This is a genomic window from Amphritea sp. GJ51-11 (assembly GCF_055808735.1).
Map to the genome: position 1 here is coordinate 4,437,501 of NZ_CM147881.1, position 25,848 is coordinate 4,463,348.

Here is a 25,848-nt window from a genome sequence, read left to right on the forward strand (position 1 = left end):
GATAGCTGGTTCTCCTCGAAAGCTATTTAGGTAGCGCCTCGTGTCTCACCATTGGGGGTAGAGCACTGTTTCGGCTAGGGGGTCATCCCGACTTACCAACCCGATGCAAACTCCGAATACCAATGAGTGCAATCACGGGAGACACACGGCGGGTGCTAACGTCCGTCGTGAAAAGGGAAACAACCCAGACCGTCAGCTAAGGTCCCAAAGTTATGGTTAAGTGGGAAACGATGTGGGAAGGCTTAGACAGCTAGGAGGTTGGCTTAGAAGCAGCCACCCTTTAAAGAAAGCGTAATAGCTCACTAGTCGAGTCGGCCTGCGCGGAAGATATAACGGGGCTCAAACCATACACCGAAGCTACGGATGCCACTTGTGGCATGGTAGAGGAGCGTTCTGTAAGCCGTTGAAGGGAAAGCTGTAAGGCATCCTGGAGGTATCAGAAGTGCGAATGCTGACATGAGTAACGATAAGGGGAGTGAAAAACTCCCCCGCCGGAAGACCAAGGGTTCCTATCCAATGCTAATCAGGGTAGGGTGAGTCGACCCCTAAGGCGAGGCTGAAGAGCGTAGTCGATGGGAAACAGGTTAATATTCCTGTACTTTTTGTTATTGCGACGGAGTGACGGAGAAGGCTAGGCCAGCACGGCGTTGGTTGTCCGTGTTTAAGGTTGTAGGTTTAGGACTTAGGAAAATCCGGGTCCTTTTAAGACTGAGAATTGATGACGAACCCTCTTTTGGGTGAAGTGGTTGATGCCATGCTTCCAGGAAAAACTTCTAAGCTTCAGATAACAAGAAATCGTACCCCAAACCGACACAGGTGGTCAGGTAGAGAATACCAAGGCGCTTGAGAGAACTCGGGTGAAGGAACTAGGCAAAATGGTACCGTAACTTCGGGAGAAGGTACGCCGATGTGGGTGATAGGACTTGCTCCTTAAGCTTACGTCGGTCGAAGATACTAGGTGGCTGCGACTGTTTATTAAAAACACAGCACTCTGCAAACACGAAAGTGGACGTATAGGGTGTGACGCCTGCCCGGTGCTTGAAGGTTAATTGATGGGGTTAGCTTCGGCGAAGCTCTTGATCGAAGCCCAAGTAAACGGCGGCCGTAACTATAACGGTCCTAAGGTAGCGAAATTCCTTGTCGGGTAAGTTCCGACCTGCACGAATGGCGTAACGATGGCCACACTGTCTCCACCCGAGACTCAGTGAAATTGAAATTGCGGTTAAGATGCCGTATATCCGCGGCTAGACGGAAAGACCCCGTGAACCTTTACTATAGCTTCGCAGTGGACTTTGATATTACTTGTGTAGGATAGCTGGGAGGCTTTGAAATCTGGACGCCAGTTCAGATGGAGCCAATCTTGAAATACCAGCCTGGTACTATTGAGGTTCTAACTCAGGTCCCTTATCGGGATCGAGGACATTGTGTGGTGGGTAGTTTGACTGGGGCGGTCTCCTCCTAAAGAGTAACGGAGGAGTACGAAGGTGCGCTCAGCATGGTCGGAAATCATGCATCGAGTATAAAGGCATAAGCGCGCTTGACTGCGAGACAGACACGTCGAGCAGGTACGAAAGTAGGTCTTAGTGATCCGGTGGTTCTGTATGGAAGGGCCATCGCTCAACGGATAAAAGGTACTCCGGGGATAACAGGCTGATACCGCCCAAGAGTTCACATCGACGGCGGTGTTTGGCACCTCGATGTCGGCTCATCACATCCTGGGGCTGAAGCCGGTCCCAAGGGTATGGCTGTTCGCCATTTAAAGTGGTACGCGAGCTGGGTTTAGAACGTCGTGAGACAGTTCGGTCCCTATCTGCCGTGGACGTTTGAGATTTGAGAAGAGTTGCTCCTAGTACGAGAGGACCGGAGTGAACGAACCTCTGGTGTTCGGGTTGTCATGCCAATGGCATTGCCCGGTAGCTATGTTCGGACAGGATAACCGCTGAAAGCATCTAAGCGGGAAGCCCCCTTCAAGATGAGATCTCACTGGGGCCTTGAGCCCCCTGAAGAGCCGTTCAAGACCAGGACGTTGATAGGCTGGGTGTGTAAGCGTTGTGAGGCGTTGAGCTAACCAGTACTAATTGCTCGTGAGGCTTGACCATATAACGCCAAAAGCGTTTGGGAAGCTGATAAAGAAAGATACCGACTGAAAAGTCACACGGATTGGAGCTTGTACAGCTCATCTCAAAGCAACACCGTTACAGGATTCTAATGACGCTTGAACTAACAAACCGTTAAGTTCAATCGTTAGAGCAACCAGTTTTGCTTGGCGACCATAGCGAGATGGAACCACCCGATCCCTTACCGAACTCGGAAGTGAAACGTCTTAGCGCCAATGGTAGTGTGGGGATTCCCCATGCGAGAGTAGGTCATCGCCAAGCTTCAAATAAGAGACAGCCCCGATCATTAGTTTGATCGGGGCTTTTTCGTTTTTGAGTGTTTTGGAGATTTTGGAGATGTTGTTTGCCAGCACAAGAGTTAACTGTTGGCGCCCTTTTAAGCAACTGATGCCTTCTTGCACTATTAGCGAGTACGCTATCCTTTGATGGCTTCTGCCAAGCGCTGCTGCGTGAAAGGATTGTATTTAGATGGGTTGTTTGCTTCAGGCATAAAAAAACGCACCGAAGTGCGTTTGGTTGTGCGTTGTTCTGTTTATACGCGAGTGACTTTGTAAACTGCTTTGAGAGCTTTGAGCTTACGCATGACCTTGGCAAGGTGTATCCGGTCCTTAACGGTTAGGTCGATGTGTACGGTGTTCAGAGCGTCATCCGTTTCGGTAATATCTATCTTCAATACGTTGGCGCTAGCCCCGGAGGCCGTTGTTGCTAGGGTGGCGATGAGTCCGCGTTCAGGCTCAACCTTGAGGTCGAGGTTAACGATAAACTCATCATCGATGCTATTTGACCATTCGAGATAGACACATTTCTCTGCATCATCCTTCATAAAAGCAATATTGCGGCAGTCGGTACGATGTATGACTAAACCGCGGCCCGTACTGATATGCCCCGTGATGCTGTCGCCTGGGATAGGGCCGCAGCAGCGTGCATAGTGTAAGACCATGCCTTCGGTGCCGCGTATGGCAAGCGTTGCTTTGCCGGCTTCTGGTGCCTCCTGAGGATCACTTTCCTGGAGTTCGACAGGTCGTAGGCGGCGGGCAACCACATAAGCCATCCGGTTGCCCATACCAATATCTTCAAGTAGTTCATCCAGAGAGCTTAGCTCGGCTTCATTTAAGAGGCTGGCAAGCGCTAGCGGATCAATATCATCTAGTGTGGACCCGTAATTGGATAGGAACTGAGTTAATAGACGTCGGCCAAGCTCGATTGATTCGCCACGGTGCTGCACTTTAATAAAGTGTCTAATGGCAGAGCGGGCTTTGCCGGTAATAACAAAGTTTAACCACGCCATATTGGGCTGGGCACTTGGAGTGGTAATAATCTCAACGGTCTGGCCGCTATGTAACGGTTGGGAGAGCGGCGCTAAATGTCGGTTGATGCGACAAGAGACACAGGAGTTGCCGATATCGGTATGTACGGCATAGGCGAAATCAACGGCGGTCGCGCCCTGTGGTAACTCAAAGATGCGCCCTTTAGGTGAGAATACATAGACTTCATCAGGGAATAGATCCGTTTTGACGGTTTCGATAAACTCCATGGAGTTACCGGCCCGTTTTTGCATCTCTAGTAGTCCTTGCACCCATTTTCGTGCCCGGTTATAGCCATCTATTGCTGAACTTGAGTCGCCATAAATTTTGTAATGACTATGCTCGGCAATACCCTGGCTAGCAACGGCATCCATCTCTTTGGTGCGGATCTGGACTTCAATGGTGATGTCTCGAGTACCAAATAGGTCGCTGTGCAGTGATTGATAGCCATTGGCTTTAGGAATGGCGACATAATCTTTAAAACGTCCGGGGACGGGTTTGTATAGGTTATGCACGATACCCAGAGCGCGATAACAGTCATCTACGGATTCGGTCACAATACGAAAGGCAAATACGTCCATGATTTCGGAAAAGGATTTACCTTTGGTTTTCATCTTGGTGTAGATGCTATAAAGGTGCTTTTCTCGGCCGGATACCGCGCCTGGTAGACCTTCTTGTTTCAGTCGGTTGCGTATGGCTTCTTCGATAGAGCTAATGACATATTTGCGCTGTCCACGTGCTTGTACCACGGCGCGGCGAATATATTTAGCTCGCATCGGGTAGTAGGACTGAAAGGCAAGGTCTTCGAGTTCGAGTTGTAGGTCGCGCATGCCTAAGCGGGCGGCAACTGGGGCATAGATATCGAGGGTTTCTTTGGCGATGCGCCGCTGTTTTTCTGGTGGCATAGCACCTAAGGTGCGCATGTTATGTAGTCGGTCGGCGAGTTTTACCAGAATCACTCTGATATCAACTGCCATTGCTAAGACCATTTTCTGGAAGTTTTCAGCCTGTGCTTCTGCGCGGGTTTCAAACTCTAGATGGGTTAGTTTACTAACGCCGTCAACAATATCGGTTACGACTTGGCCAAATTGACCTTCGAGACCATCGCGGGATACGGCTGTGTCTTCAATTACATCATGGAGCATGGCAGCCATCAGACTTTGATGGTCCATATGCATGCCGGCTAGAATGGAAGCGACAGCTAGGGGGTGGGTAACGTAGGGTTCGCCACTTTTACGACGCTGCCCGTCATGGGCTTGTTCGGCATAATAGTATGCACGCCTAACCAGCTTGATCTGTTGCAGATCAAGATATCCGGTCAGGCGGTCAGAAAGCGCATCAACAGTTGGCATCAATTACTCCTATGCCTCTAACGTAATCTGGATTTCCAGACTACAAAACAACAGAAACTATAGTGATGATGCCTTATTTGGAAGGATTGAAAAAGGGTTAATCTTCTTCGCGTTCATCCAAGATGCTAACGTCGATATGTTGTTCGGCGATTTCGCGCAGGGCAACAACGGTTGGTTTGTCGTTTTCCCACTCTACTTTAGGGTCTTTGCCGCCCGTTGCAATCTGGCGAGCACGCTTAGACGCGATCATTACCAGTTCAAAACGGTTGTCTACATGTTCCAGGCAATCTTCAACAGTTACGCGTGCCATTTACGACCTCGGTTATATGATTCAGTCACTCAGGTCAATTATAAGACCTGATTTGGATAGCCGGTCAGTCTACCTTAGCTAGGCTATTCTGACAATAGCTCAGCCAGTATTTCAGTATGCTTTTGTTGCTGAGGGGCTCGTTTTAGGCGCTGAGCGGCAAAAATGCTTTGCAGCTGTTCGAGGGTGGCATCAAAGTCATCGTTGATCAGTAGGTACTCATACTCAGCGTAATGACTCATTTCACTCAGCGCTTCGGACATTCGGTGGTTGATAACCTCTTCAGAATCAGTGCCCCGCCCTGTTAAGCGTTTGCGAAGTTCGGTAGTCGAAGGTGGCAGAATAAAGACAGAGGTACAGCTTGGCATCTGTTTACGTATCTGTTGAGCGCCTTGCCAGTCAATTTCGAGGATTACGTCGACACCTTGCTGCAGCTGTTCTTCAACCCAGAGGCGTGAGGTGCCATATTTGTTGGTAAAGACATCGGCGTATTCGAGAAACTGACCTTTTCCAATCATGCTGTCGAAAGTCGTCATCGAGACGAAATTATAGTCTTGGCCGTCAATTTCTCCGGCACGCATGGCACGAGTGGTATGGGATACCGATACACGAACCTGTTTGTCCTGTGCCAGCAGGGCTTTTACCAGACTGGTTTTACCAGCACCAGAGGGTGCTGAGATAACATACAGGGTTCCTAGCTGTGTCATAAGTTGCTTCGCTTCTTCGGGCTGTCAGATTACCGTTACTCACGGCATAAATTTGAGGGGGGATTATAGCGCTTTCAATGGCATTAGAGTATTACCCGAAATGAGTGCCTTAATTACGTGAAGCTAGCGATAGCCGGGGTGGGTTTTAGCCGGGTAGCTTTAACGGGGTCTGTTTGTGAGGTTTAGCCGGTCTAGACGTTGGTTGTCTGTACCGGCTGTTGAGCGGGTTGGAGGCTAATGGATTATTCTAGCGCAAACCAGCACTGACCAAATTCCTGATGGAGATTAGCAAAGCTGAGCTGTAGCTCATTTAGATAGTCGCTTAATGATTCATCCAGATCGTGATTATCTTCGGCTAAGAGGGCGGTTAGTTTTTCTAGTTCGGCGATATCACAGACCGGCAGCAGACTGACCGCAGCCTGAATCTGTTCGGCACAGAAGCTAATGGAGCGCGGAAAGTGTTTATCATGGAGCAAGAAATCACAGACTTTGGTGCCTTCAACGGTGACTCGCATCGTCCGCCGATAATTCATCGCGCCATCGCAGGAGCGCAGTACGTTACCCCAAATAATCTGAGAGGGGTCGATATCTTGCTCGATATCGGTGGTGCTCAGTTGTGCGGTAATGCCGGCATCCAGTATTCGGCTGGCCATATCTGCACGCTCGAGGTTGCGTCCAAGGCGGATAAACTGCCAAGCGGCATCCTTACTCATATTGTCCGCTAACAGACCGTTGATCTGCTGACAGCCTTTAATAACGGTATCGAGAAATCCATGCCGGTTGGTACGGTTGATGCCATCACGAATATGCTCGGCAACATACATGCACAGTTCGTTAATCAGCTCCCATAGAGGCAGCGGCAATACATCCCGACTGGTGCGAACGTTTTCCCGTGCCATCTGTAAGCTAGAAGCCATGGAATTGGGATTTGTGCTGTCAGCAAGCAGTAACTTGACGACATTCTTCTCATCTTGGACGGTGTAGCGTGCGTTAAATACATCTTCAGATGAGTTGATGACTACCAAGTTGAACCAGCTGATATTGATGGTGCGGGGTAGATCAAAAAGTAGATTATCGTAAACACCAACCATTCGGGCTGTATTTTCAGCCCGTTCGATATAGCGGGAGAACCAGTACATCCGTTCAGCAACTTTTGAGAGCATTAGTCTTTCTCCTCAACTATCCAGGTGTCCTTGCTGCCGCCGCCCTGAGACGAGTTAACCACGAGTGAACCTTTCTTCATGGCTACCCGGGTCAGGCCGCCGGTGGTGACATAGAGTTTTTTGCCCTGCAGAATAAAGGGGCGTAGATCGAGGTGGCGAGGTTCGGGGGTAGAACCCACCAAGGTTGGTGCGGTTGATAGGCTAAGCGTCGGTTGACCGATATAGTTACGCGGTGATTTGGTGATGAGCTCAGCAAAGTGTTCCTGTTCTTTCTTGGTCGAGTGAGGCCCTACCAGCATGCCGTAGCCGCCGGATTCGTTGGCGGGTTTAACGACTAACTTATCGAGGTTATCCAGTACATACTGGCGTTGTTCAGGGTCAGAGCAGAGGTAGGTTTCGACATTTGGCAGTAATGGTTCTTCCTTCAGGTAGTAACGAATGATATCCGGTACATAAGCATATACGACCTTATCATCCGCTACGCCGGCGCCTGGTGCATTGGCGAGGGCGACATTACCCGCTTTCCACGCGCGCATTAAGCCGGGCACCCCGAGCATTGAATCTTCTCTAAAGGCTTCGGGGTCAAGAAACTCATCATCAATGCGGCGATAAATAACATCGACCCGCTCGAGTCCACTGATGGTTTTCATATAGACACAATCATCATCTTCGACGATCAAATCGCTGCCTTCAACCAGTTCGGCACCCATCTGTTGTGCTAGAAAGGCGTGCTCAAAATAGGCGGAGTTAAAGATCCCTGGGGTGAGGACGACAATCTCCGGTTGGGCTATATCTCGCGGGGAGAGTGATGCCAGCATATCGAATAGATGAGCGGGATAATTATTGACCGGCAGAATGGAGTCTTCGGAGAATAGCTCGGGCAATACTCGCTTCGTGATCTCCCGGTTTTCAATCATATAAGAGACACCAGAGGGCACGCGAAGGTTATCTTCTAGTACGTAGAACTGGCCATCTAGGTCGCGGACGAGATCGGTACCGCAGATATTTGCCCAAACACCATGGGGAGGCGTTGCTCCGACACATTCTGGACGAAAGTTTTTCGATTTCAGAACAATCTCGGCGGGGATGATGCCGTCTTTGATAATATGTTGATCGTGATATAGATCGTTAATAAACATATTCAGCGCTTTTAGACGCTGCTTTAGGCCTTTGGCTGTTTGTGCCCAGTGGGAGGCCGAAATGGTGCGTGGAATGATGTCAAAAGGCCAAGCGCGGTCGATATTGCCCTCTTCTGTATAGACGGTAAAACTCACCCCCATCTCTTGGATGGTGGATTCCGCCATCTTCTTGCGTTTATTGATCTCAGCTGTACTCATAGAGCCAAGGTAGTTTACCAGCCGGGTCGCAGGTTCTCTTGGAACTCGGTCATCTGCGATTAGTTCATCATAAAAGTTGCCGGTGGAATACTCAGTCCAGTCGATACTCATGTAGATACCCTCGGTTCCATGAACCCTGTTGCACTGTTCTTGTGCGGCCTTGTAAGGCTAAGTTAACCATGCCATATAACTGTGCAATATAGCATTAAAAATTATACGAAATGATTGAAAACACATTGTTTAATAGATTTAGCAATATATAGGCCATATGGCTTGCAGGCTTTAGTTAAGATACTTAAAACCGATCGATTCGACGGGCCTGCATGTCTAATCATAAGGTTCCGCCCGGCGCTTTTGGTTGCTATCGATGTCAATTGTCATCCAGCCAGTCTAGGTCACAACAGAAAACTTTCCATTGATCATCGACTTTAAATGCTTGTGATAGGGTGATGCACATCTGTGAATCGGCAACTGAAAGGTAGGGATCGCTGATAATGGTGATGCCGGGTTGCTCGATGGCGAGGTGATAATAGGGGCGGTGGGACCAGTTACCTTTGTCGCCACATAAAAGCGGGGCAAAGCGGAGTTCAATGCGTTGCCTAGGATGGAATATATTGAGCACCCCTTGAGTCTGATAGCCTGATTCATCTAATAAGTAGCAGCGAACCGCTTGAGGAGTGCAGAATATCTGGTTACTGCTTTGTTGTAGGTCTTGGTGGGCACGAAAGTTATCGAGGGCCGATTGAAACAGGGGATGTACCGGGTGGAGGTTGTTCGCTTTCGTGAGTGATTGCTGAGTACGTAGGCTTTGCTGTCGTTGCAATAATTGGTCAAAAATAGCTGACGCCTGATTGTTGGCCGGTAATTGAGGCGCTGGATGGGCAAAGTAAAAGCCCTGCAGCATATCCGCATTGGCGGCAATTGCGATGCATGCCTCTTGCTCTGTTTCGACCCCTTCAACGATGACTAAGCTGCCGGCTTGATGGAGTAGTGTGATGATACCGGACAGAATACGTTCCGCTCGTTTACTCTGAGCGGCTGCATGTATGAGGTTGCGATCCAGCTTGACGATATCAGGTTCTAGTTGCCAGATACGATCAAAGTTTGAATGTCCTGCGCCAAAGTCATCGATCGCAACGAGGCAGTTAAGTTGATGTAAGTGATCAATATAGTGTTTTAGAGCCCCGTGGTCTTGAACTTCTGTTTCAAGAATTTCAACGACTAGGCGATGAGGGGGCAAGCCGCACTGGGTTAAAAGTTGATGGGTAAAGCCGGTTTTTGGGTTTTCGTTTAGCAGTGACTGAGCATCAAGGTTGACGAATAACCACTCATTGTTGTGGCTCTGAGTGGTGAAGTTTTCAATGTGTAAGGTACGGCATAGGCGATCCAGCCCAAGCATTTCTAAGTTGCTTTGCGGTAGTGATAGAAGCTCTAGTGGAGGGGTTGCTAAACCTTGCTGTGATGTGGCGCGAATAAGTCCCTCGTAGCCTATTGCACGGCGATGAGCGATGCTATAGATCGGTTGAAAGTGGCTCGAAAGTGCGTGGCCTCGATATTGATTAAGGAGCATGGGCCGGGCTGACTGTTGGGCGCTATTGTGCATTCTGTTTAGGGCGATATTAGGCACGTCAGATCCTCTTGGTTACAGTCTGCAAATCCTTGAGTGCAGTATCAATCATCCCTAACAGTTCATTAATAGCCTGGGTCGCTTGTTCGAAGTAGTGCTTGGCTTCAATATGTGGATAGTCGCAGTTCAGCAGCTCTTGCTCAAGACATAACAAAAAAGAGTTCACGGTTTGTTGTGATTGCCGCACATTAAGGTGGTTAGCATTGCGTGTTTCTAGTGCCGAAAATGCCGTTGATGAGAGCTGCTTGATTTTTGAATGTAAGAACCTTAACCGGACTCTTTGAGCCGCGCTGCTCGATTGACTCGCTGCCATACTGGTGCCGAGTGCACGGGCTTGTCCGGTCCATTCCGCCGTTTGTACAACCTCGTGCCAGATATAGTTTAGATAATCGAGTTTGTGGCTGCTGTTAGCGGCATTCAGCTCGTGAGCAATATCCTCTATCAGGTAGATAGTATGGCGGATTAGGCGGTGGTGGCTGAGGAGATTACTAGAGGCTTTTGCGGTGTTATTTTGATGAATATGTTGCCATTGTTGAATGAGATTAAACCACTGTTTGTGGTGTGCGGTGTCGAGCGCGCTAGCCTGCTGAATACACTTTTCTAATCGTTGGCGGGTGTTATGTAAGTCGCTCGTTAGACTGGTATCACCGGATAATAATGCCGTGCTTAATCCCCGGTGGAGTTGAAAGTCGGCCAGTAACAAGCGTAGTAACTTAAGCTGTTCTATTCCCGTGTGCAACTGAGTTTGCTGTTGCCGGCGTAGTCTATGGTAGAGGATAAAAAAGAACAGTAAGACACTGATAAACAAACAGATCATCTCTATTTGCGGAGCTACAGCAGTGGTTATTGGTATCATATCGATGCTCCTGTCAGATGCGCTAAATGATGAGCCACCGCTCGGGCTTGCGCAGCGGCTCGGAGGTTTGCTTCGTTGCCTTGGGAGACCTGCTCTGCCAGTGCTGCGATCTCGGCAGCCGCTTGGCTTTGCTGTTCTGTACTGACCGCGACCTGTATTACCTGTCCTGTTAATGCTTGGGTGCTGCCATACACAAGGTCGAGTTGTGAACATACCTCTTCTGAGCGCTGTAGGCTGTCATTCGCACTGCTGGTTAAATGCGACATTTTTTCGCTGGTGGAGGTGATATGTTGTTGCACTGATTCAATTTTTTGGGTGATCTGTACGGCTGATACTTGGCTATGATGGGCGAGGTTACGTACTTCACTGGCGACAACAGCAAAGCCTTTGCCGCTTTCACCCGCGCGGGCGGCTTCAATCGCCGCATTTAGGGAGAGTAGATTGGTCTGGTCAGCGATCCCCTGAATAACACTCGACATTTTACTTATTTCGGTCGAGTTGGCGCTGAGTTCTCGCATTAGGGTATTGGTCGCATCGGCTTGGGTGGCGATCTCTGCCACGGTGGAGACCAGCCTGCGTAATTGCTGAATGCTTCCTTCAAGCTGACTGCTAGCATCAAGGCTGGTGTGCCGGGAGGCATCCGCTAGCTGGCTGACCTCATCGATACTGGCATTGAGCTGTTCCACCGCAGAGGCTGCCGTGCTTGCGGCATCGGTTTGCTGTTCAGCGCTACGGGTGACACTGACTGCACTTTGTTCCAGTTCTTGTGAGGCGTGAGAAATCTCATCTAAGCGTTGTTGCAGGCATTGTTGCTGCCGCGCTGAAGCTTTAAGCAATGTCTGTAGATGCTGAACCAGTGGACGCATGACTAACCAGTGCGAACTATTGGGCAGCTCGCTGGTTTGTGGCTGACAGCTATCGCTGAGGCGATTTATTTCTCGCTGTATTAACCAAAGTGTAGCGAGGCCGATATAACCACTGATTGGTAGTGGCCAGACAATCGGCTCTGCCAGTAACAGGTTGCAACCTAGGCTGATTAGGGTGGCAGCTAAGAGTAACGTGATAACGCCCTTAAGACCGAATTGATGCAGTAGTAGAAATACCGGGTAAGTTGCTAACAGCATCGATTATTGCTCCCAAACAGGCAAAAGCCTCCATAGCCCGAGTAACGGGGCTAGTGGAGGCTTCATTGCCTAGCAAAAAAATAAGTGTGGGAATGCGAAAGCAAGAATTAAGCCGTAGCTATGTAACCCTATGAATACAAACGTTTTTATTTATTGCATACCTAAGAGCTTAGCATTTTAACCATCATCCAAGGATAGCTGATCGGTATTGTGCGCTATTTTGGGGCGTTGAGGTGTTTGCTTTCTATCTGCTGTTAGGGGGCTCGCTGGTCGGTATCAGCAGGCCGTTGAGTGGTTTTTTTAATATGTTTCGCCACCAATCGTTCTGCAAATTGATTAATAGAGTCGATATTCGGCAGTGGGAAAGGAATGAACGGGTTTAATCGTAAAGAAAAATAGATTGAGCTGCGACTAGAGTTGCTGGCGGCTTCACTGCGGCGATGAAATCCTGAGGTGTCGGCAATGATGAGGGTGTTTGCTGGCACTTCAAATTTCTTTATTTTATTGAGCGCCAATGACGCCAGTTCATCCTCTTCAATGCGAAGCGATCCTCGTGCGGCGTAACGCTCGCTTAGATCTCGTCCGGTAATGCTCTGTTGGTACTCCCAGCGCAGACGTTTCAGCGTCATCCGGTGAGATCCTTCAATATATTGAAATGGCCCTTTATCGGCCGTGACATCTTCAAGAAAAAGCCAAGCCTTCATCGTTGGGTGAAAGGTATCGGCGTGAAAATGTTTTTGCGGATCGTTATCGATTTTGCCGCCCATATTGCAGACCCGGAGGAAGTGAGGCCAAGGGCGAATTGCCGTTGAAGCGACATAATTCATGAGATGTTTTAGCTGGGATGATTCACACAGCGCTTTAGCGGCAGGAAGTGTATTCAGGGTGGCTTGATCAAGAAAGAGTAGTTGGGTGGTGGTGTCGCCCTGTATAAACTCGCGAACGTCTGGCCAACTGTTGGTCGCTTCGTCTTGTAAGCGTTTAAATTGATCAGGCGGTAGAACATTGGAGATACGTAGATAGCCTGTTTTACGAAAGGCGCGTCGATGTTCTGAACTGATATTCCAGCTTAAAATCCAGCGGCGAAAGCCGGTGATGGTGCGCGCGACAATAACTCGTATCACATGTAAACCAAGGCGGTTAAGTGTTCGGTTGCCTAAGATAGGATTTGCTTCAAAGGACTTAGCTTCGGTAAATATTTCCAGGAACCAAGTTATGTATTGAACAAGCCGATTTTTTTCAACGGTCACTCCAAAGCAGAGGCATTATCAACAGGGCTAAAAATAGCAGCTTGGCAGCGGTTAATCGAGTTGGATTTATGACCTAGATCGCTTTATCGGCGAGTAGGTTGAGATTTCAAGGGGCATTGTGTGAGGCTGCCCCGCGCGTTATGGCGTATCAAGAGTGAAAGCCGCTACATCGCGGTTATTGATCGGTGAATAACGCTAATGGGTCGATGATTCCTTTGAACCGTGCGAAAGTCGCCATGCTTTCATCCGCTATTAGGTCTGGGTAGTCGGGGTTGTTGGCTCGGAGTGTATAGCTACCATCGGTATTTTTAAGTACCCGTCGTAGTAAATATTGATTATCGCCCGCACTATCTTGACGCTCGATGGCCACGATGTGATCGGTGATGCTACCGGCGCTTTGCGGTGTTATCTGTTCCAGCAGCAGGTAGTCACCATCGTGGATGGGGTTTTTACCACCGTTCATCGAGTTCCCTGAGGCTTGGGCGATGAAATGGCGGTCGGGGGATAAATGGCCAAAGCCGCTCGGCGCAGGAAGATGCTCTTCGATATCGGCATGGCCTGTTTTGAAGTGACCACAGGCAATTTTAATATTGGGAAAGAAGGCTAACTGAGTTATGGAGTCGGCGGGTGATGGGGCGGATATTGTAGGAATATCAGCTTGCCTCAATATCTGTTTACTTTGTGCATACAGGCTTAAGCGCCAAGCAAGAATTTCTTCGGTCATGGCGTTAAATATCGTTAGTTCTGCTGCTTCCACGGGTTGCTGGTAATGAAACAGCATCCCCTGTTGCGAAAACCATTCGATCTTGGAGCTTTGTTCAGGGGTACACCAATGATGAATGGGCATCTTACGCCAGTGGCTTAGCCATGCGCTGTCACTGGTACTCTGTAAGGGTTGCAGGCTTGATGGCAAGTCTGCTTGCCACACTGGGTGTTGCAAATACCACTGTTTGCTCCAGTGAGCGAGCTGTTGCAGAGGTATCGACTGAGTCAATGCTTGCTGCTCTAGCAGGGTTTGCAGCAAAACCAGTTTGTACGACTTAGAGGTTTTGGTCGTGGTCAAATCACGATACCACTGGGCATGTTTTTCGAGCACCAGAAGTTCATCGTCAGCGGCGTCGCCCTGTTCATCAATGAATTCCCACCAACAACCATAGTTGCGACGTAACAGGCTTAAGTTCGCGCCACTGCGCCAAAACTCTTTCAAGGTTGGTCGACGCTTGAGGTTCTGCTTTAGGCCGGCATACTGCTGATCGAGCTTACCCATCACCAAGCTATCTAGATACTCGATAAAGGCGAGGTCGTAATTAACGTAACAACCGTCGGGTAGCAGATCGCTGGGGTGTTTGGCTGCTTCGGCCAGTTGCTTACGGGTGGGTTTGTGAGGAAAGGCGGAACCGAACAACATTTCGGGGCGGTTGAGGAAGCTATGATGATTCCCGACAAAGTCCAGCACCACCAGTTTTTCTTTGCTCATGCTTAGGCGCAAACCGCGACCTAATTGTTGCAGAAAAAGTATTTTCGACTCGGTGGGACGTAACATCATCACCGTATCGATTTGCGGTAAGTCAACGCCCTCATTGAAGAGATCGACGGAGAATAATACCTGTAGTTGTCCGCTCTCGAGTGACGCCAGTGCTGCCGAGCGTGTTAGGTCTGATTCCGTATGCACACTGGCCGCACGTATACCCTGCTGGTTAAAATAATCAGCCATATAATCCGCATGGCGACGGGAGGCGCAAAAGGCGAGGGTGCGAGCCTGTGATTGATTACGCCATTCTTTTAAAACATGACGACTGCGGCCTCGTGTGGCGAGCTGGGTGGATAGTTTGGTTGGGTCGAAGCGGCCGTTACGCCATGGAATGTGTTCATAATCCACTTCGCTATCAAAGATGCCGTAGTAATAAAATGGGCAGAGTTGTTGGTCGTTGATACCATCAAATAGATCGCGACGATAGACCAGATTATGATCACACAGGCGCAGTATATCGGAGCCATCGGTGCGGTCGGGTGTCGCGGTAAGACCCAACATAAAACGAGGCTGGAAGTAGGTTAGCAACGATTGATAACTGCCTGCCGCCGCATGGTGGAATTCATCCACGACCATGTAATCAAAGTAATCCCGACTGAAGCGTTCAAGGTTGGCCATGCGCCCTAAAGTTTGCACCGAGGCAAACAGTAAGTCATATTCACTGTCTTTCTGTTTACCCGTATAACGACCCACCCGCTTATGGGGTAGAACGGCTAAAAAAGTGGCTTCCGCTTGCAGCAGAATCTCTTCTCGATGAGCGATAAACAGCACTCGCTTAGCCTCTATCTGAACCGCATCAAAGGCGGCAAGGTAGGTTTTCCCCATCCCCGTGGCGAGAACTACGAGTCCCTTTTGCCAGCCTCGTTGTCGTGTGGTTGTTAATGCCTGTAATGCTGTCGCTTGGTGGGGCTTCGGCAATGGAGAGTCAGGAACGGGCTCTTGTTCATCCACCTTGGCGGTATGCATGGGCACCACCTTTCGAGCCTGTTCATAGCGGCGCTGGTAATCTTCTATCCAGTCAAAATTCAATGCGTGAATTTGAGGCCGAAGTAAGAGTTGCTGAAATTGTTGTCGTACTTCAATGAGCCGTTGTGCTGCGAGTGAATCCGCTTCATTGGGATAGTCGAGATGATAGTTCCATTCCAGCCCATCGGTTAACGCTTTGGCACTGATATTACTCGAACCGACAAATGCATCCGCACTCATCAGACTGCCCTGTTTTGAACGGGCAAAAATGTAAGCTTTGAGGTGAAAACTGTCTGCCGAGCCGGTTTCAAAAATACGAACATCCGCACCACGCTCGGCCAGTAGCATGAGTTTCCTTAACGCACTAGGGTCTGTAATACAGAGGTAATCGCTGGTTAATAGGGTGAGGCGCACATCACGGGTAGTGGACTGTAAAGCGGCTTCGAGATCCCCAAAAATCAAATTCAAACCCGTGGAACGAATAAAAGAAACGGCTATCTCTATTTCGGTGGCCTGGGTTAAGGCGCGTCGTAGCGCTGGCAGCAGCTGGTGGCCATCACCGCCAGTGAGTAAGTATGATGGTGAACTCATATATGAGGCTCGTTTATCGGCCTGAGGCAGAGGGTTTTCCAACTGATGTCATGACGCTGTAGGCAGTCATTAGTAGAGATTTCACTGAGTGTTTGTGTTTCTAAACGCATTTGCTGAGCTAATGTTTCTAATTCAGCAACGCTCACAGGATACATGGGGCGGGTGGGATCTGATGGGCCAAAGCGCAGGGTAATAATAATGACGCCTTGAGGGGATAAATACTGATATAAACGTTGCATCGCCATAGACCGTTGTTCCGGCTTGAGGTGCATCCAAACGGCGGATAATAAAATCAGATCATAGCCTTGTGGCGGACATTGCAGATCATTTAAGTCGGGCAGTTGGGCACTAACCCATGTAACGCGATGGCCGGTTTTATGCTGGCCTAACTGACGTAGATTAGTGGCGGGTTCAACTGCAGTTACCTGCCAGCCTTGCTGTTCGAGCCAGAGCGCATCACGGCCACTACCGGCGCCAATATCTAAAGCCAAGCGGGGCGTTAATGTTTTTAATAGGGGAGCCCAAGCGGCATGTACGTCTTGGGCGGCCACCGAATCGTACTGTGTTTGATAACGGCTGGCATGCAGGTGGTAGTGTAAAATTATTGGATCTGTCATGCCTATTCCCTGTTAAAAATCATCCTTTAAAGCATCCTCAGAGTATACACAAAAAGATGTTTTTTCTATGGGGGAGATCAGCCTATCTATCACTAGTCTTTGGCTTTTTTGCAGATGTTAGCGATCAACACAGCCATAGTTTGGTCGTGTTTGTTGCGTAGGTATAATGATACAACAGCAAAAAATAAAATAGCGTAGAGTGATTCAACATGAAGCTTGGTCGAAACGATCTTTGTTCTTGTGGTAGCGGTAAAAAATACAAACGTTGTTGTATGGATAACGTATCAAAACAGCATGCAGAGATGTCTGAGGATTTTGAGCAAGTTGCCGCGATGAATCCTCACTTGACGTTAGATGAACTCAATGTGGTTGCACAGCATAGAGTGCATGAGCGCAATAATCAGCCCAATGTGGATTTTTGTGGTCTTTCACCAAGCCAAATATCAAACTGGTTATATGCGCCGTTCAATGAATTGGAGTGGGTTAATATCAGTACGCCAGAAGACCTCTCTAGTAGCCCTGTGATGCGATATTTAGCGCTTATTCTGGATGAAGCCATGCAGAATGAAGGGGCATTTAAGGCAACGAGCAAAGGTAACTTACCCACAAAGTTAGTGACGCAGGCCAGTGAGCTTATGCCTGAGTTTGTCATTTCTCAATATCAAATTCATGCCAGCGTCAGTGAATGCTCTGGCAGCAATGAAGATAAGTTTAACGCGCTACATTACACCCGTGTTTTGGCTGAAATTAGCGGCGTTATTTATCGTAGAAGTGGCCGTTATCATATGAAAAAAGCGGTTCAAAAACAGTATCAAACTCAAGGTCTTAAAGCCTTTTTTCTGCCCATGCTCGAAGCTGCAACCACTCAGTACAATTGGGGCTATTTTGATCATTGGGAAAATGATGTCGATCTACGCACCTTCTGGTTGTTCATGCTATGGAGACTGCAAAGTCATGGTATTGTTGATCAATTGATAGAAGAGGTTGTCTCGGCATTCCCTGATTTACTTCTTCAGTATTCATCCGAAGAGTATTTCCCGCCAGGCCAATTATTCAGCATACAGGTTGAATCTCGTTTTATTGAACGATTCTTACAGTTTTGGGGATTTGTAACGCTTGATCCGAAGCTGCGCTTCTCTGAAGATCCATCGTTTAGAAAGGTTGATATTCAACCGCTGCTGACGCAAACCTTTCAGTTCACAATTTAACATGTGAATGAATTGGATTTAGCTGTCCCGCAGTGAGTCATTGCTTAAACTCTGTTACCGCTATTCGATATGGGGATACTTATTTGCTGCTGTAAAATGCCCATTTAAATCGATGGTGTAATAATCTTTTGCTCAGAATTTCCGGAATTTTCCGCATTGGTTGGACTTTTGCAATTTTACGCGCATAAAAGTCTAGCTTACTACCCAAATCTAAGTGTTATGGGTTTTGTAGACTCTCCCTCAGATTCTTAAATATAGGATAATAATTCCATTTTTTTGATTTATGTGGAGCCATAACCCTGAGGTATAGTAGAGGGCCATCAAAAGCGAGTTTTCAGCGCGAGGCAGGTGAATGTAGTACTTTTTACGATAAGTAAATGAAGTATCGCGAGTGTCGAAAATTCAGATTACTTAAAAGAGCCGGCTTTTCGATGAATGGCTAAGTAGTCTTTATGTGGAGGCATAGTTTTGGGTACATCAATAGGCTTCCCTTCTATCGATAAGAAGTGCTGCTTGAAGCTGTCTTGGGTATTAAATTCTTTCAAATCAGTGGATAGAATTATTCGGTAATCATCATCGAGTGATATTAAATGCTTATCGAATGCTGCATCGTAAGTAGCGGATAAGTATAACCCATTTCGCGGATCTAACCGTTTGGTTGGGTCTTTAGCCCAACCGATAATGTGGCTAGCTCGATTAATGGCTGAAATGTTGAGCCCTGTTATGCAGCAACGGTTTCTGTAGTTTTTCCTTAAGATGTTTCTAAAGACAGATTGATTGGTGCGTTGCTTTACTAACTGAAGTGTATCGGTACCTATTGGTACTTGATCAGCATCAATGAGATAACGCGGCACGGTATAGTCGTTTTCCAGTAGTTCCAATTCAGATGAATCAAGCTCTCTTTTCTCTGTATAGACGCTAACAAGTTTATCCTCAAAACGTTGCTCAATTAAAAATAGATGGTACTGCTTAATGGCGGCGGAACAGAATCCATCCCTTAGGTAGCTTGTCGGTAGATCTTCAAATACCCAAATAGAGTTCTCATTATGAGACTCTTGAATCAAAAATTTATAAAGAGGCTCTAATTGTTCTGTTGACGTTATCGACCAAAGATTTTGAATCTGGTTAAACCTATCAGGCCTACGTTTTATCATTTCGCAAATTAGATCAAGTGCTCTTATGTAGGAGTTAACTTTGTTACTTCGAGGTTTGTCATCGTCAAGAAGAAAAAACTTAAAATCATCCTTTCGACTCAATTCAATATTTTCCTGAATCAAATGTTCTGGCATGTAAAACCTCCGATATAAAGGCGATTCGTCGTCAATGAAAGAATCGTAGTCTGCTGGTACATCGTGCCGAATATTTAAAAATGTAAGGCACTATTCGATATTCTGAATCTGTTCTCTCATCTGCTCAATTAAAACCTTAAGCTCTACCGCACTCTGAGTGGTGTCGGTCACGATGGATTTGGATGATAAGGTGTTGGCTTCGCGGTTGAGCTCCTGCATTAGGAAGTCTAAGCGACGGCCTATCGGGCCTTTGGATTTGAGGACGCGTTTGACTTCCTGTACATGGGTATTGAGGCGATCCATCTCTTCGTCGACATCGGCTTTTTGCGCGAGGATGACCATCTCTTGTTCTACGCGGCTTTGATCGAGGTCTGCTTTAAACTCTTCTAATCGAGCCTTTAGATTGTCTCGCTGGGCCTGCAGGATGCCCGGTAGTTTACTGCGCACATCGACGACGATCTCGGTGATAGTGTCGAGGCGTTGATCAATAAGGGCTGCCAGTTCTACGCCTTCGCGGCCGCGGCTTTCGATCAGTTCATCGAGGGCGGTGTGGAAAAGGCTGAGGGCGGCTTTTTTAACGGCATCCATATCGAGGCTGGTGTCTTGCAGTACGCCGGGCCAGCGGAGTAGGTCCATGGTGTCGATCGGTTTTGAAACCTGCAGTAGGTTTTCCATTTGTTGCGCGGCGTCTAGCAGTTCTCGGGCAAAAGCTTCATTGACGGTTAAGGTCTGGGATTGGGCCTCTGCGACAAAGCGCAGGGTGCATTCAACTTTCCCGCGACTCAACTTTTTACGCAGCGCTTCCCTTAGAGGGCCTTCAATTTCACGCAGACTTTCCGGCAGTCGCAGGTGCGGCTCGAGATAGCGGTGGTTGACTGAGCGGACTTCCCAAATCAAGCTGCCCCATTCATGTTGCGCTTCCTGGCGGGCAAAAGCGGTCATGCTACGTGTCATATTGTCTGTTCTCGTTTAGAATGCAGGTTTCGTTGTCGACACTGAACCGGTGCCGGCGAGTTTACGCTTTATTCTAACAGCCCTCGATCGCTTCCTCTATGCGTCGGTCTGGGGTTCCGAACAGGATCCTTAAGTTCATGAGTTCAACAATTTCAGATCAGTTGCAAAACCTTGGCGTCACGACTTTTCGTCCGAGTAATCGCGAGGCGGATCAGATGCGTGAGGTACGTATCACCCGGAATTTTACTAAGCATGCGGAGGGTTCAGTGCTGGTGGAGTTTGGCGATACTAAAGTGATCTGTACCGCATCCGTTGAGCGGGGCGTGCCGCGCTTTCTGCGAGGCTCAGGTTCTGGTTGGGTCACAGCGGAATACGGTATGTTGCCACGAGCCACCGGTAGCCGTAATGGCCGGGAAGCGGCGCGAGGCCAGCAAGGTGGTCGTACGGTTGAAATTCAGCGCTTGATTGGTCGTTCTCTGCGGGCCTGTATGGATCTTAAAAAACTGGGTGAGAATACCATCACTATCGATTGTGATGTGATTCAGGCCGATGGCGGTACGCGTACGGCGTCTATTACCGGTGCCTATGTGGCGCTGCGTGACGCGATCAGCTTTCTTAAGAAAGATAAGCATGGCGCGATGAAAGGCGATCCGATTAAGTGTGGTTTGGCGGCGATCTCTGTGGGTGTTTATAAAGGTAAGCCGGTGCTGGATCTGGACTATGCTGAGGACTCTTCTGCCGAAACCGATATGAATGTGATCATGACCAGCAAAGGTGGTTTTGTCGAGGTGCAGGGCACCGCTGAAGGCGAGCCTTATTCACAGGATGAGCTGAATGCTATGTTAGAACTGGCGAAGAAAGGTATCTCTGAGTTGTGCGAGATGCAGGAGAAAGCACTAGCCTAATAGGTTAGGGCGTAAAAAAGGGAGCCTCGGCTCCCTTTTTTCATGCTTGTTTATCGAGCTACGGTTTAAACGACCTTAGAGATCGTAATCAATAATCAGCGGTGCGTGTGCAGAAAACACTTGCCCGCGATAGATCGAGGCGGACTTGATGGTTTTACGCAGGTTAGCGGTGGTAATCTGATAATCTAGGCGGGCGCCTTCATTGAGTTCGCGGGCCTTGTTGTAGTCCGGCCACCAGGTGTGCTGCTGATCAACGCGGTTGACCTGTCGGAATGCATCGACATAACCCATATCGCCAAACAGCTCTTCTACCCATTCGCGCTCTTGTGGCAAAAATCCGGATACTTTCTGGTTTACATACCAGTTGCTTAGATCTTGCGGTTTATGGGCAATCAGTAACGGGCCGCAGAAAATGAATTCACGACGTTTACGCAGGGTCTTTGTAAAGTGGCCCTTGAGTAGCTGCAGATATTCCTCTTTAGCCTGTTGTGCTTCAGCACTTTTAAGGCCAGAGGGCACGCTGAAGGAGGCGACACTGACATTGTCGAAGTCTGCCTGTATAAAGCGGCCATGGAAGTCGCATTGCTCAAAGCCAAGGCCGGTCATGATGGCTTTTGGCATCACCCGGGTATAGATGGCGACACCGCTATAGCCATCTTCAAATGCATCGAAGAAGTAAGCTTCATAGCCATCCGGATGATAGCGCTTATCATCCAGTTGATAGTCTTTGGCACGCAGGTCCTGAAGGCATACTACATCAGCATCCTGTTCAACCATCCATTGGAAGAATCCGTTATCTGTAGCCTGCTCAATACCCTGAGTATTGAATGTAATGACGCGCATAGCTTATAAACCTGTGAAAAACGCAATTTGTAGCGAAAGGCGCATTGTACTGGGTGTTTAAGGAAATTTAAATCTAAAGCGCGGACTATTAATCTCAGGATGGGTAAATCAGAGTTTAATATTGTTCACAATGGAGGGGCAGGAAGAAACCCTGTATTATACGGCCAATTTTTAAACAGCGTTGCGGAGAGCCCATATGCAGGACTATCAGAGAGAGTTTATCGAGTTCGCGATTGATAAAGAGGTGTTGCGATTCGGCGAGTTCACCCTGAAATCGGGCCGTACTAGCCCTTATTTCTTTAATGCTGGGTTATTTAACAGTGGCGCTGCTCTTGCCCGTCTAGGTAAATGCTATGCAGCGGCGATTCAGCAGTCGGGTATTGAGTATGATGTGATGCTTGGGCCAGCTTACAAGGGCATTCCTTTGGCGGCGGCGACCTGTGTTGCGCTGGCCACCGAATTTGGTCAGGATGTGCCCTATGTGTTTAACCGTAAAGAAGCCAAGACCCACGGCGAAGGCGGTAATCTGGTGGGCGCTCCTTTGGAGGGCCGTGTACTGATTATTGATGATGTGATTACGGCGGGTACGGCGATTCGTGAAGTGATGGATTTGATTGCTAAGGCCGGCGCTACTCCCGCGGGAACGGTGATCGCACTGAATCGTCAGGAAAAGGGTAAAGGTGAATTGTCTGCCATTCAGGAAGTCGAGCGTGATTATAATATGCCGGTTGCCAGTATTGTGTCGCTCAATGACCTGCTGACCTATCTGAATGAGAAGGGCGGTATGGACGAGCAGATAGCCGCTATTTCGGCGTATCGCTCACAATATGGCATCTGATCGATTACTGATTGATCAATAACGAAATATTTTTAAGGTGTGTGAGTAATTCGGTTGATTTTTTTAGCTGGCCGTGTTTAATACGCCTCTCTTGTGTGCCCGGATAGCTCAGTCGGTAGAGCAGAGGATTGAAAATCCTCGTGTCCTTGGTTCGATTCCGAGTCCGGGCACCATTTATACTTTTAAGCCTTGCAGTCAAATGCAGGGCTTTTTTGTGTCTGGAATATCGCAGTTCGGAACACGAACCTGTTCGATTATTCGTCGCTGCGCTCCTCACCCTTTGGGCCATCGTCAAAGAGCGACGATGTTGTTATGGCCTGCGGCCATTGCTCCGAGTTGGGCACCATTTTTTCTCAGCCTTGTGTCAAATTAAGTACCTTGGTGATTTAAGGCTCTCAAATAGTCAATAAAGTTGTATACAATAATGATTGATTATTGTGTTGGTTTTCGCACTAAAAGTAATCATTTTTGAAGATAGGTTGAAGGCGCTGCCTTGTAATGAGGCACGAAATTTTCCTGTAAACGATCGTTTGAATAAAATTTATCCTATTTAACTCGCTGTTTTAAAACACTATCTATTTCGTTTCTTGATTTTTCTGACCACTTGGCCAGCTTTTTGCTGAAGTAGGGTAAAGGGTTCTGTCACGCAGTCCGATAATTAAATAATGAAAGAATGGGATGATGATCACTATGAAACGTAAACTCGCATTGGCCGCTCTAACCGCAAGTGCTTTTATCGCTACTCCCGCATCCGCCGAGATGCTGTGGACCAATACCAGCCTGAGTTACTTGAAAGGCGATGATTACAAGTTTACCCCTACCGGTAATATGGATGTGGTAACACTGGAAAATGCTACCGGCCATAACTGGGGTGATACCTTCCTCTTTGTTGACCGCACCATGCCTGAAGACGGCGACAGCAGTTTTTATGGTGAGTTTTCACCACGTTTGAGCTTGAGTTATGCCACCGGGAGTGATCTTTCTTTTGGTTTTATTAAAGATGTTTATCTGGCGGGTACTTGGGAAGCGGGTGATGGTTTTGATAATAACCTTTATGGTCTGAGTGTTAACTTGGATGTGCCTGGGTTCAGATATTTCACCGCCAGTGTGTATAAAGCCCATAACGATTTGTCGGATAACGATGAGCAGCTAACGTTGACCTGGGCATACCCGATTGAAGCGGGCAATCAAGAGTTTCTGGTTGATGGTTTCCTTGATTGGAGCACGAGCAGTGACACTAACGAATCTGAGATGAACTTTACGCCGCAGCTTAAATGGAATGCTGGAAAAAATATGGGGCTGAAATCGCCTCTTTATATTGGGGTTGAGTATGCCTATTGGAACAATAAATACGGTAGCACTATCGATGAGCGTAATGCTTCATTACTGCTGAAATGGCATTTCTGATCGTTCATCGTATTGTTGCGGGCGGCATGTCCCGCAACGCATAAGGAGGTCTTATGTCTACACAGAACTCGAATGATTTGATCTACGCACTGGACGCTAAACCCGGTGTTTTAGAATCAGGTTTCGCTGCGTTGCAGCATGTGCTGGCCAGCTTTATTGGTATTATCACACCGACACTGATTATCGGTGGTGTGCTTGGGTTAGGCGAGCATGTGCCTTACCTGATTAGTATGGCGTTGATGGTATCCGGTGTGGGGACGATTATTCAGGCTCGTCGTCCATTAGGCATGGGCGCTGGGATGATCTGCGTGCAGGGAACTAGCTTTGCTTTTCTAAGTTCGGTGCTCGCGGCCGGGTTTATTGCCAAAGGACAGGGCGGTGGCCCAGAAGAGATTCTAGCGCTAATTTTTGGTGTGTGTTTGCTCGGCGCGTTTATTGAGATTTTTCTCAGCCAGTTTATCCATAAGCTTAAACGTATTATTACCCCGTTAGTTACCGGTATTGTGATTACTATTATTGGTGCCAGTCTAATTAAAGTGGGTATGACCGATCTGGCCGGTGGTTTTAAAGCGAAAGATTTCGGTGATCCGGCCAACTTGATGCTTGGCGGAATTGTGTTGGTGAGTATTATCGCACTAAACCGTTCCAGTAATAGCTGGATCCGTTTGTCATCGATCGTGATTGGCTTGGCGATCGGTATGGTCATTGCCGGATTTATGGGCAAAATTAGTTTCGCTTCGTTGAGTAGCTTGCCCGTGATCAGCATTCCGGTACCGTTTAAGTATGGTTTTGCTTTTGATTGGAGTGCTTTCTTACCGATTGCGTTGATCTATATGATTACCGCCATTGAATCGACCGGGGATATCACCGCCAACTGCATGGTCTCCAAACAGCCGATCGCGGGGGACGACTACATTGCGCGGGTTCGCGGTGGCGTGTTTGCCGATGGCTTTAACTCTCTGTTGGCGGCGGTGTTTAATACCTTTCCAAACACCACCTTTAGTCAGAATAACGGTGTGATTCAATTAACCGGCGTTGCCAGTCGGCATATTGCGCTGTATATCGGCGCTATTTTGTTGTTGCTCGGATTGTTTCCAATGATTGGCGGTATCTTGCAGCAGATTCCTAAGCCCGTCTTAGGCGGTGCGACCTTGGTGATGTTTGGTACGGTGGCAGCGGCGGGGATCAAGATTATTGCATCGGAACACCTCGATCGCCGTAAGCTGCTGATTATGGCCGTAGCGTTTGGTATGGGGTTAGGTGTTAGCATGACGCCGGGTCTGCTGGATCAACTGCCGAAGATGGTGCAAAGCGTGTTTGGTTCGCCGATTACGACCGGCGGTATGGCAGCGATTATTCTAAGTTTGCTTTTGCCAGAGGAGCTGGGCGAAAAGGAAGCGGTTGCTGAAGCGTCGACTGTTAGTGATTTGAGCGCTGCACAGATCGACTAAATACTGGCGTTGAGTGATATTGGCCAATAAAACACCGCGTTGATCGCGGTGTTTTTGTGTGTTAGGTCGAGTGATTAGTTGAAAAGAATCTGACGTAACCGTGT

At 48.2% G+C, this 25,848-nt stretch carries 19 protein-coding genes, 1 tRNA gene, 2 rRNA genes and 1 pseudogene (1 of these 23 cut by a window edge); 9 read left to right on the top strand and 14 right to left on the bottom strand.

Annotated elements, in window-relative coordinates:
• Both AC0L4K_RS20070 and rrf read left to right on the top strand, forming a co-directional pair.
• Window positions 1-2,099, top strand: a 23S ribosomal RNA gene (locus AC0L4K_RS20070); it begins 794 nt to the left of the window's first position.
• Window positions 2,100-2,262: 163 nt separating this feature from the next.
• Window positions 2,263-2,378: ribosomal RNA gene (gene rrf / locus AC0L4K_RS20075) — 5S ribosomal RNA — on the top strand.
• A 271-nt stretch (window positions 2,379-2,649) separates the two neighbouring features.
• Here the strand turns inward: rrf and AC0L4K_RS20080 are convergent.
• The 11 genes from AC0L4K_RS20080 to AC0L4K_RS20130 all read right to left on the bottom strand — a co-directional run bounded on the left by AC0L4K_RS20080 (window position 2,650) and on the right by AC0L4K_RS20130 (window position 16,849).
• A complete protein-coding gene (locus AC0L4K_RS20080; protein ID WP_417228421.1) occupies window positions 2,650-4,773 on the bottom strand; it encodes a RelA/SpoT family protein in 2,124 nt (707 codons plus the stop codon).
• A gap of 97 nt (window positions 4,774-4,870) precedes the next feature.
• A complete protein-coding gene (gene rpoZ, locus AC0L4K_RS20085; RefSeq protein WP_296062941.1) occupies window positions 4,871-5,083 on the bottom strand; it encodes a DNA-directed RNA polymerase subunit omega in 213 nt (70 codons plus the stop codon).
• An 83-nt stretch (window positions 5,084-5,166) separates the two neighbouring features.
• Window positions 5,167-5,787, bottom strand: a complete 621-nt coding sequence (gene gmk, locus AC0L4K_RS20090; RefSeq protein WP_417228422.1) for a guanylate kinase — start codon at window positions 5,785-5,787, stop codon at window positions 5,167-5,169.
• A gap of 242 nt (window positions 5,788-6,029) precedes the next feature.
• Window positions 6,030-6,950 (bottom strand): alpha-E domain-containing protein, encoded by a 921-nt coding sequence (locus tag AC0L4K_RS20095; protein WP_417228423.1) that lies wholly within the window; start codon window positions 6,948-6,950, stop codon window positions 6,030-6,032.
• Entirely contained in the window at window positions 6,950-8,398 is a 1,449-nt protein-coding gene (locus AC0L4K_RS20100; RefSeq protein ID WP_417228424.1) for a circularly permuted type 2 ATP-grasp protein, read from the bottom strand. The genes AC0L4K_RS20095 and AC0L4K_RS20100 overlap by 1 nt, the downstream gene beginning before the upstream one ends.
• Window positions 8,399-8,657: 259 nt before the next feature.
• Entirely contained in the window at window positions 8,658-9,914 is a 1,257-nt protein-coding gene (locus AC0L4K_RS20105; RefSeq protein ID WP_417228425.1) for a sensor domain-containing phosphodiesterase, read from the bottom strand.
• Window position 9,915: 1 nt separating this feature from the next.
• Window positions 9,916-10,770 (bottom strand): nitrate- and nitrite sensing domain-containing protein, encoded by an 855-nt coding sequence (locus AC0L4K_RS20110; RefSeq protein ID WP_473267667.1) that lies wholly within the window; start codon window positions 10,768-10,770, stop codon window positions 9,916-9,918.
• On the bottom strand, window positions 10,767-11,894 hold the full coding sequence (locus AC0L4K_RS20115; RefSeq protein WP_473267669.1) for a methyl-accepting chemotaxis protein: 1,128 nt from the start codon (window positions 11,892-11,894) through the stop codon (window positions 10,767-10,769). The genes AC0L4K_RS20110 and AC0L4K_RS20115 overlap by 4 nt, the downstream gene beginning before the upstream one ends.
• A 254-nt stretch (window positions 11,895-12,148) precedes the next feature.
• Entirely contained in the window at window positions 12,149-13,018 is an 870-nt protein-coding gene (locus AC0L4K_RS20120; RefSeq protein WP_473267671.1) for a phytanoyl-CoA dioxygenase family protein, read from the bottom strand.
• A 301-nt stretch (window positions 13,019-13,319) separates the two neighbouring features.
• Window positions 13,320-16,232, bottom strand: coding sequence for a DEAD/DEAH box helicase family protein (locus AC0L4K_RS20125; protein WP_473267673.1), 2,913 nt, complete (start codon window positions 16,230-16,232; stop codon window positions 13,320-13,322).
• Entirely contained in the window at window positions 16,229-16,849 is a 621-nt protein-coding gene (locus AC0L4K_RS20130) for a methyltransferase domain-containing protein (protein ID WP_417228430.1), read from the bottom strand. The genes AC0L4K_RS20125 and AC0L4K_RS20130 overlap by 4 nt, the downstream gene beginning before the upstream one ends.
• Before the next feature lie 209 nt (window positions 16,850-17,058).
• Between AC0L4K_RS20130 and AC0L4K_RS20135 the strand changes: the two are divergent.
• Together AC0L4K_RS20135 and AC0L4K_RS20140 are read left to right on the top strand one after the other, a co-directional pair.
• Window positions 17,059-17,124, top strand: a pseudogene (locus AC0L4K_RS20135) (SEC-C metal-binding domain-containing protein); the annotation flags it as partial.
• A 27-nt stretch (window positions 17,125-17,151) separates the two neighbouring features.
• Window positions 17,152-18,057 (top strand): hypothetical protein, encoded by a 906-nt coding sequence (locus tag AC0L4K_RS20140; protein WP_473269260.1) that lies wholly within the window; start codon window positions 17,152-17,154, stop codon window positions 18,055-18,057.
• 407 nt (window positions 18,058-18,464) lie between these two features.
• On the opposite strand, the gene AC0L4K_RS20145 is transcribed toward AC0L4K_RS20140, so the two are convergent.
• Window positions 18,465-19,346, bottom strand: coding sequence for an HNH endonuclease (locus tag AC0L4K_RS20145; RefSeq protein ID WP_473267674.1), 882 nt, complete (start codon window positions 19,344-19,346; stop codon window positions 18,465-18,467).
• 90 nt (window positions 19,347-19,436) lie between these two features.
• Window positions 19,437-20,300 carry a YicC/YloC family endoribonuclease gene (locus tag AC0L4K_RS20150; protein ID WP_473267675.1) on the bottom strand — a complete coding sequence of 288 codons (864 nt, stop codon included), beginning with the start codon at window positions 20,298-20,300 and terminating at the stop codon, window positions 19,437-19,439.
• A gap of 137 nt (window positions 20,301-20,437) precedes the next feature.
• On the opposite strand from AC0L4K_RS20150, the gene rph reads away from it, so the two are divergent.
• The gene (gene rph / locus AC0L4K_RS20155) at window positions 20,438-21,205 is read left to right on the top strand and encodes a ribonuclease PH (RefSeq protein WP_473267676.1); all 768 of its coding nucleotides are present in this window, start codon (window positions 20,438-20,440) and stop codon (window positions 21,203-21,205) included.
• A 75-nt stretch (window positions 21,206-21,280) separates the two neighbouring features.
• Here the strand turns inward: rph and AC0L4K_RS20160 are convergent, their stop codons facing one another.
• On the bottom strand, window positions 21,281-22,048 hold the full coding sequence (locus AC0L4K_RS20160) for an exodeoxyribonuclease III (RefSeq protein WP_215953443.1): 768 nt from the start codon (window positions 22,046-22,048) through the stop codon (window positions 21,281-21,283).
• Window positions 22,049-22,244: 196 nt separating this feature from the next.
• On the opposite strand from AC0L4K_RS20160, the gene pyrE reads away from it, so the two are divergent.
• The 4 genes from pyrE (at window position 22,245) to AC0L4K_RS20180 (ending at window position 25,744) form a co-directional block, all read left to right on the top strand.
• Window positions 22,245-22,886 carry an orotate phosphoribosyltransferase gene (pyrE, locus tag AC0L4K_RS20165; protein WP_473267677.1) on the top strand — a complete coding sequence of 214 codons (642 nt, stop codon included), beginning with the start codon at window positions 22,245-22,247 and terminating at the stop codon, window positions 22,884-22,886.
• A 97-nt stretch (window positions 22,887-22,983) separates the two neighbouring features.
• A tRNA-Phe gene (locus AC0L4K_RS20170) sits at window positions 22,984-23,059 on the top strand.
• Window positions 23,060-23,576: 517 nt separating this feature from the next.
• The gene (locus AC0L4K_RS20175) at window positions 23,577-24,293 is read left to right on the top strand and encodes a DUF5020 family protein (RefSeq protein ID WP_473267678.1); all 717 of its coding nucleotides are present in this window, start codon (window positions 23,577-23,579) and stop codon (window positions 24,291-24,293) included.
• Between the two features lie 53 nt (window positions 24,294-24,346).
• Window positions 24,347-25,744 carry a uracil-xanthine permease family protein gene (locus AC0L4K_RS20180; RefSeq protein ID WP_473267679.1) on the top strand — a complete coding sequence of 466 codons (1,398 nt, stop codon included), beginning with the start codon at window positions 24,347-24,349 and terminating at the stop codon, window positions 25,742-25,744.
• The last annotated feature ends 104 nt before the right edge of the window (window positions 25,745-25,848 follow it).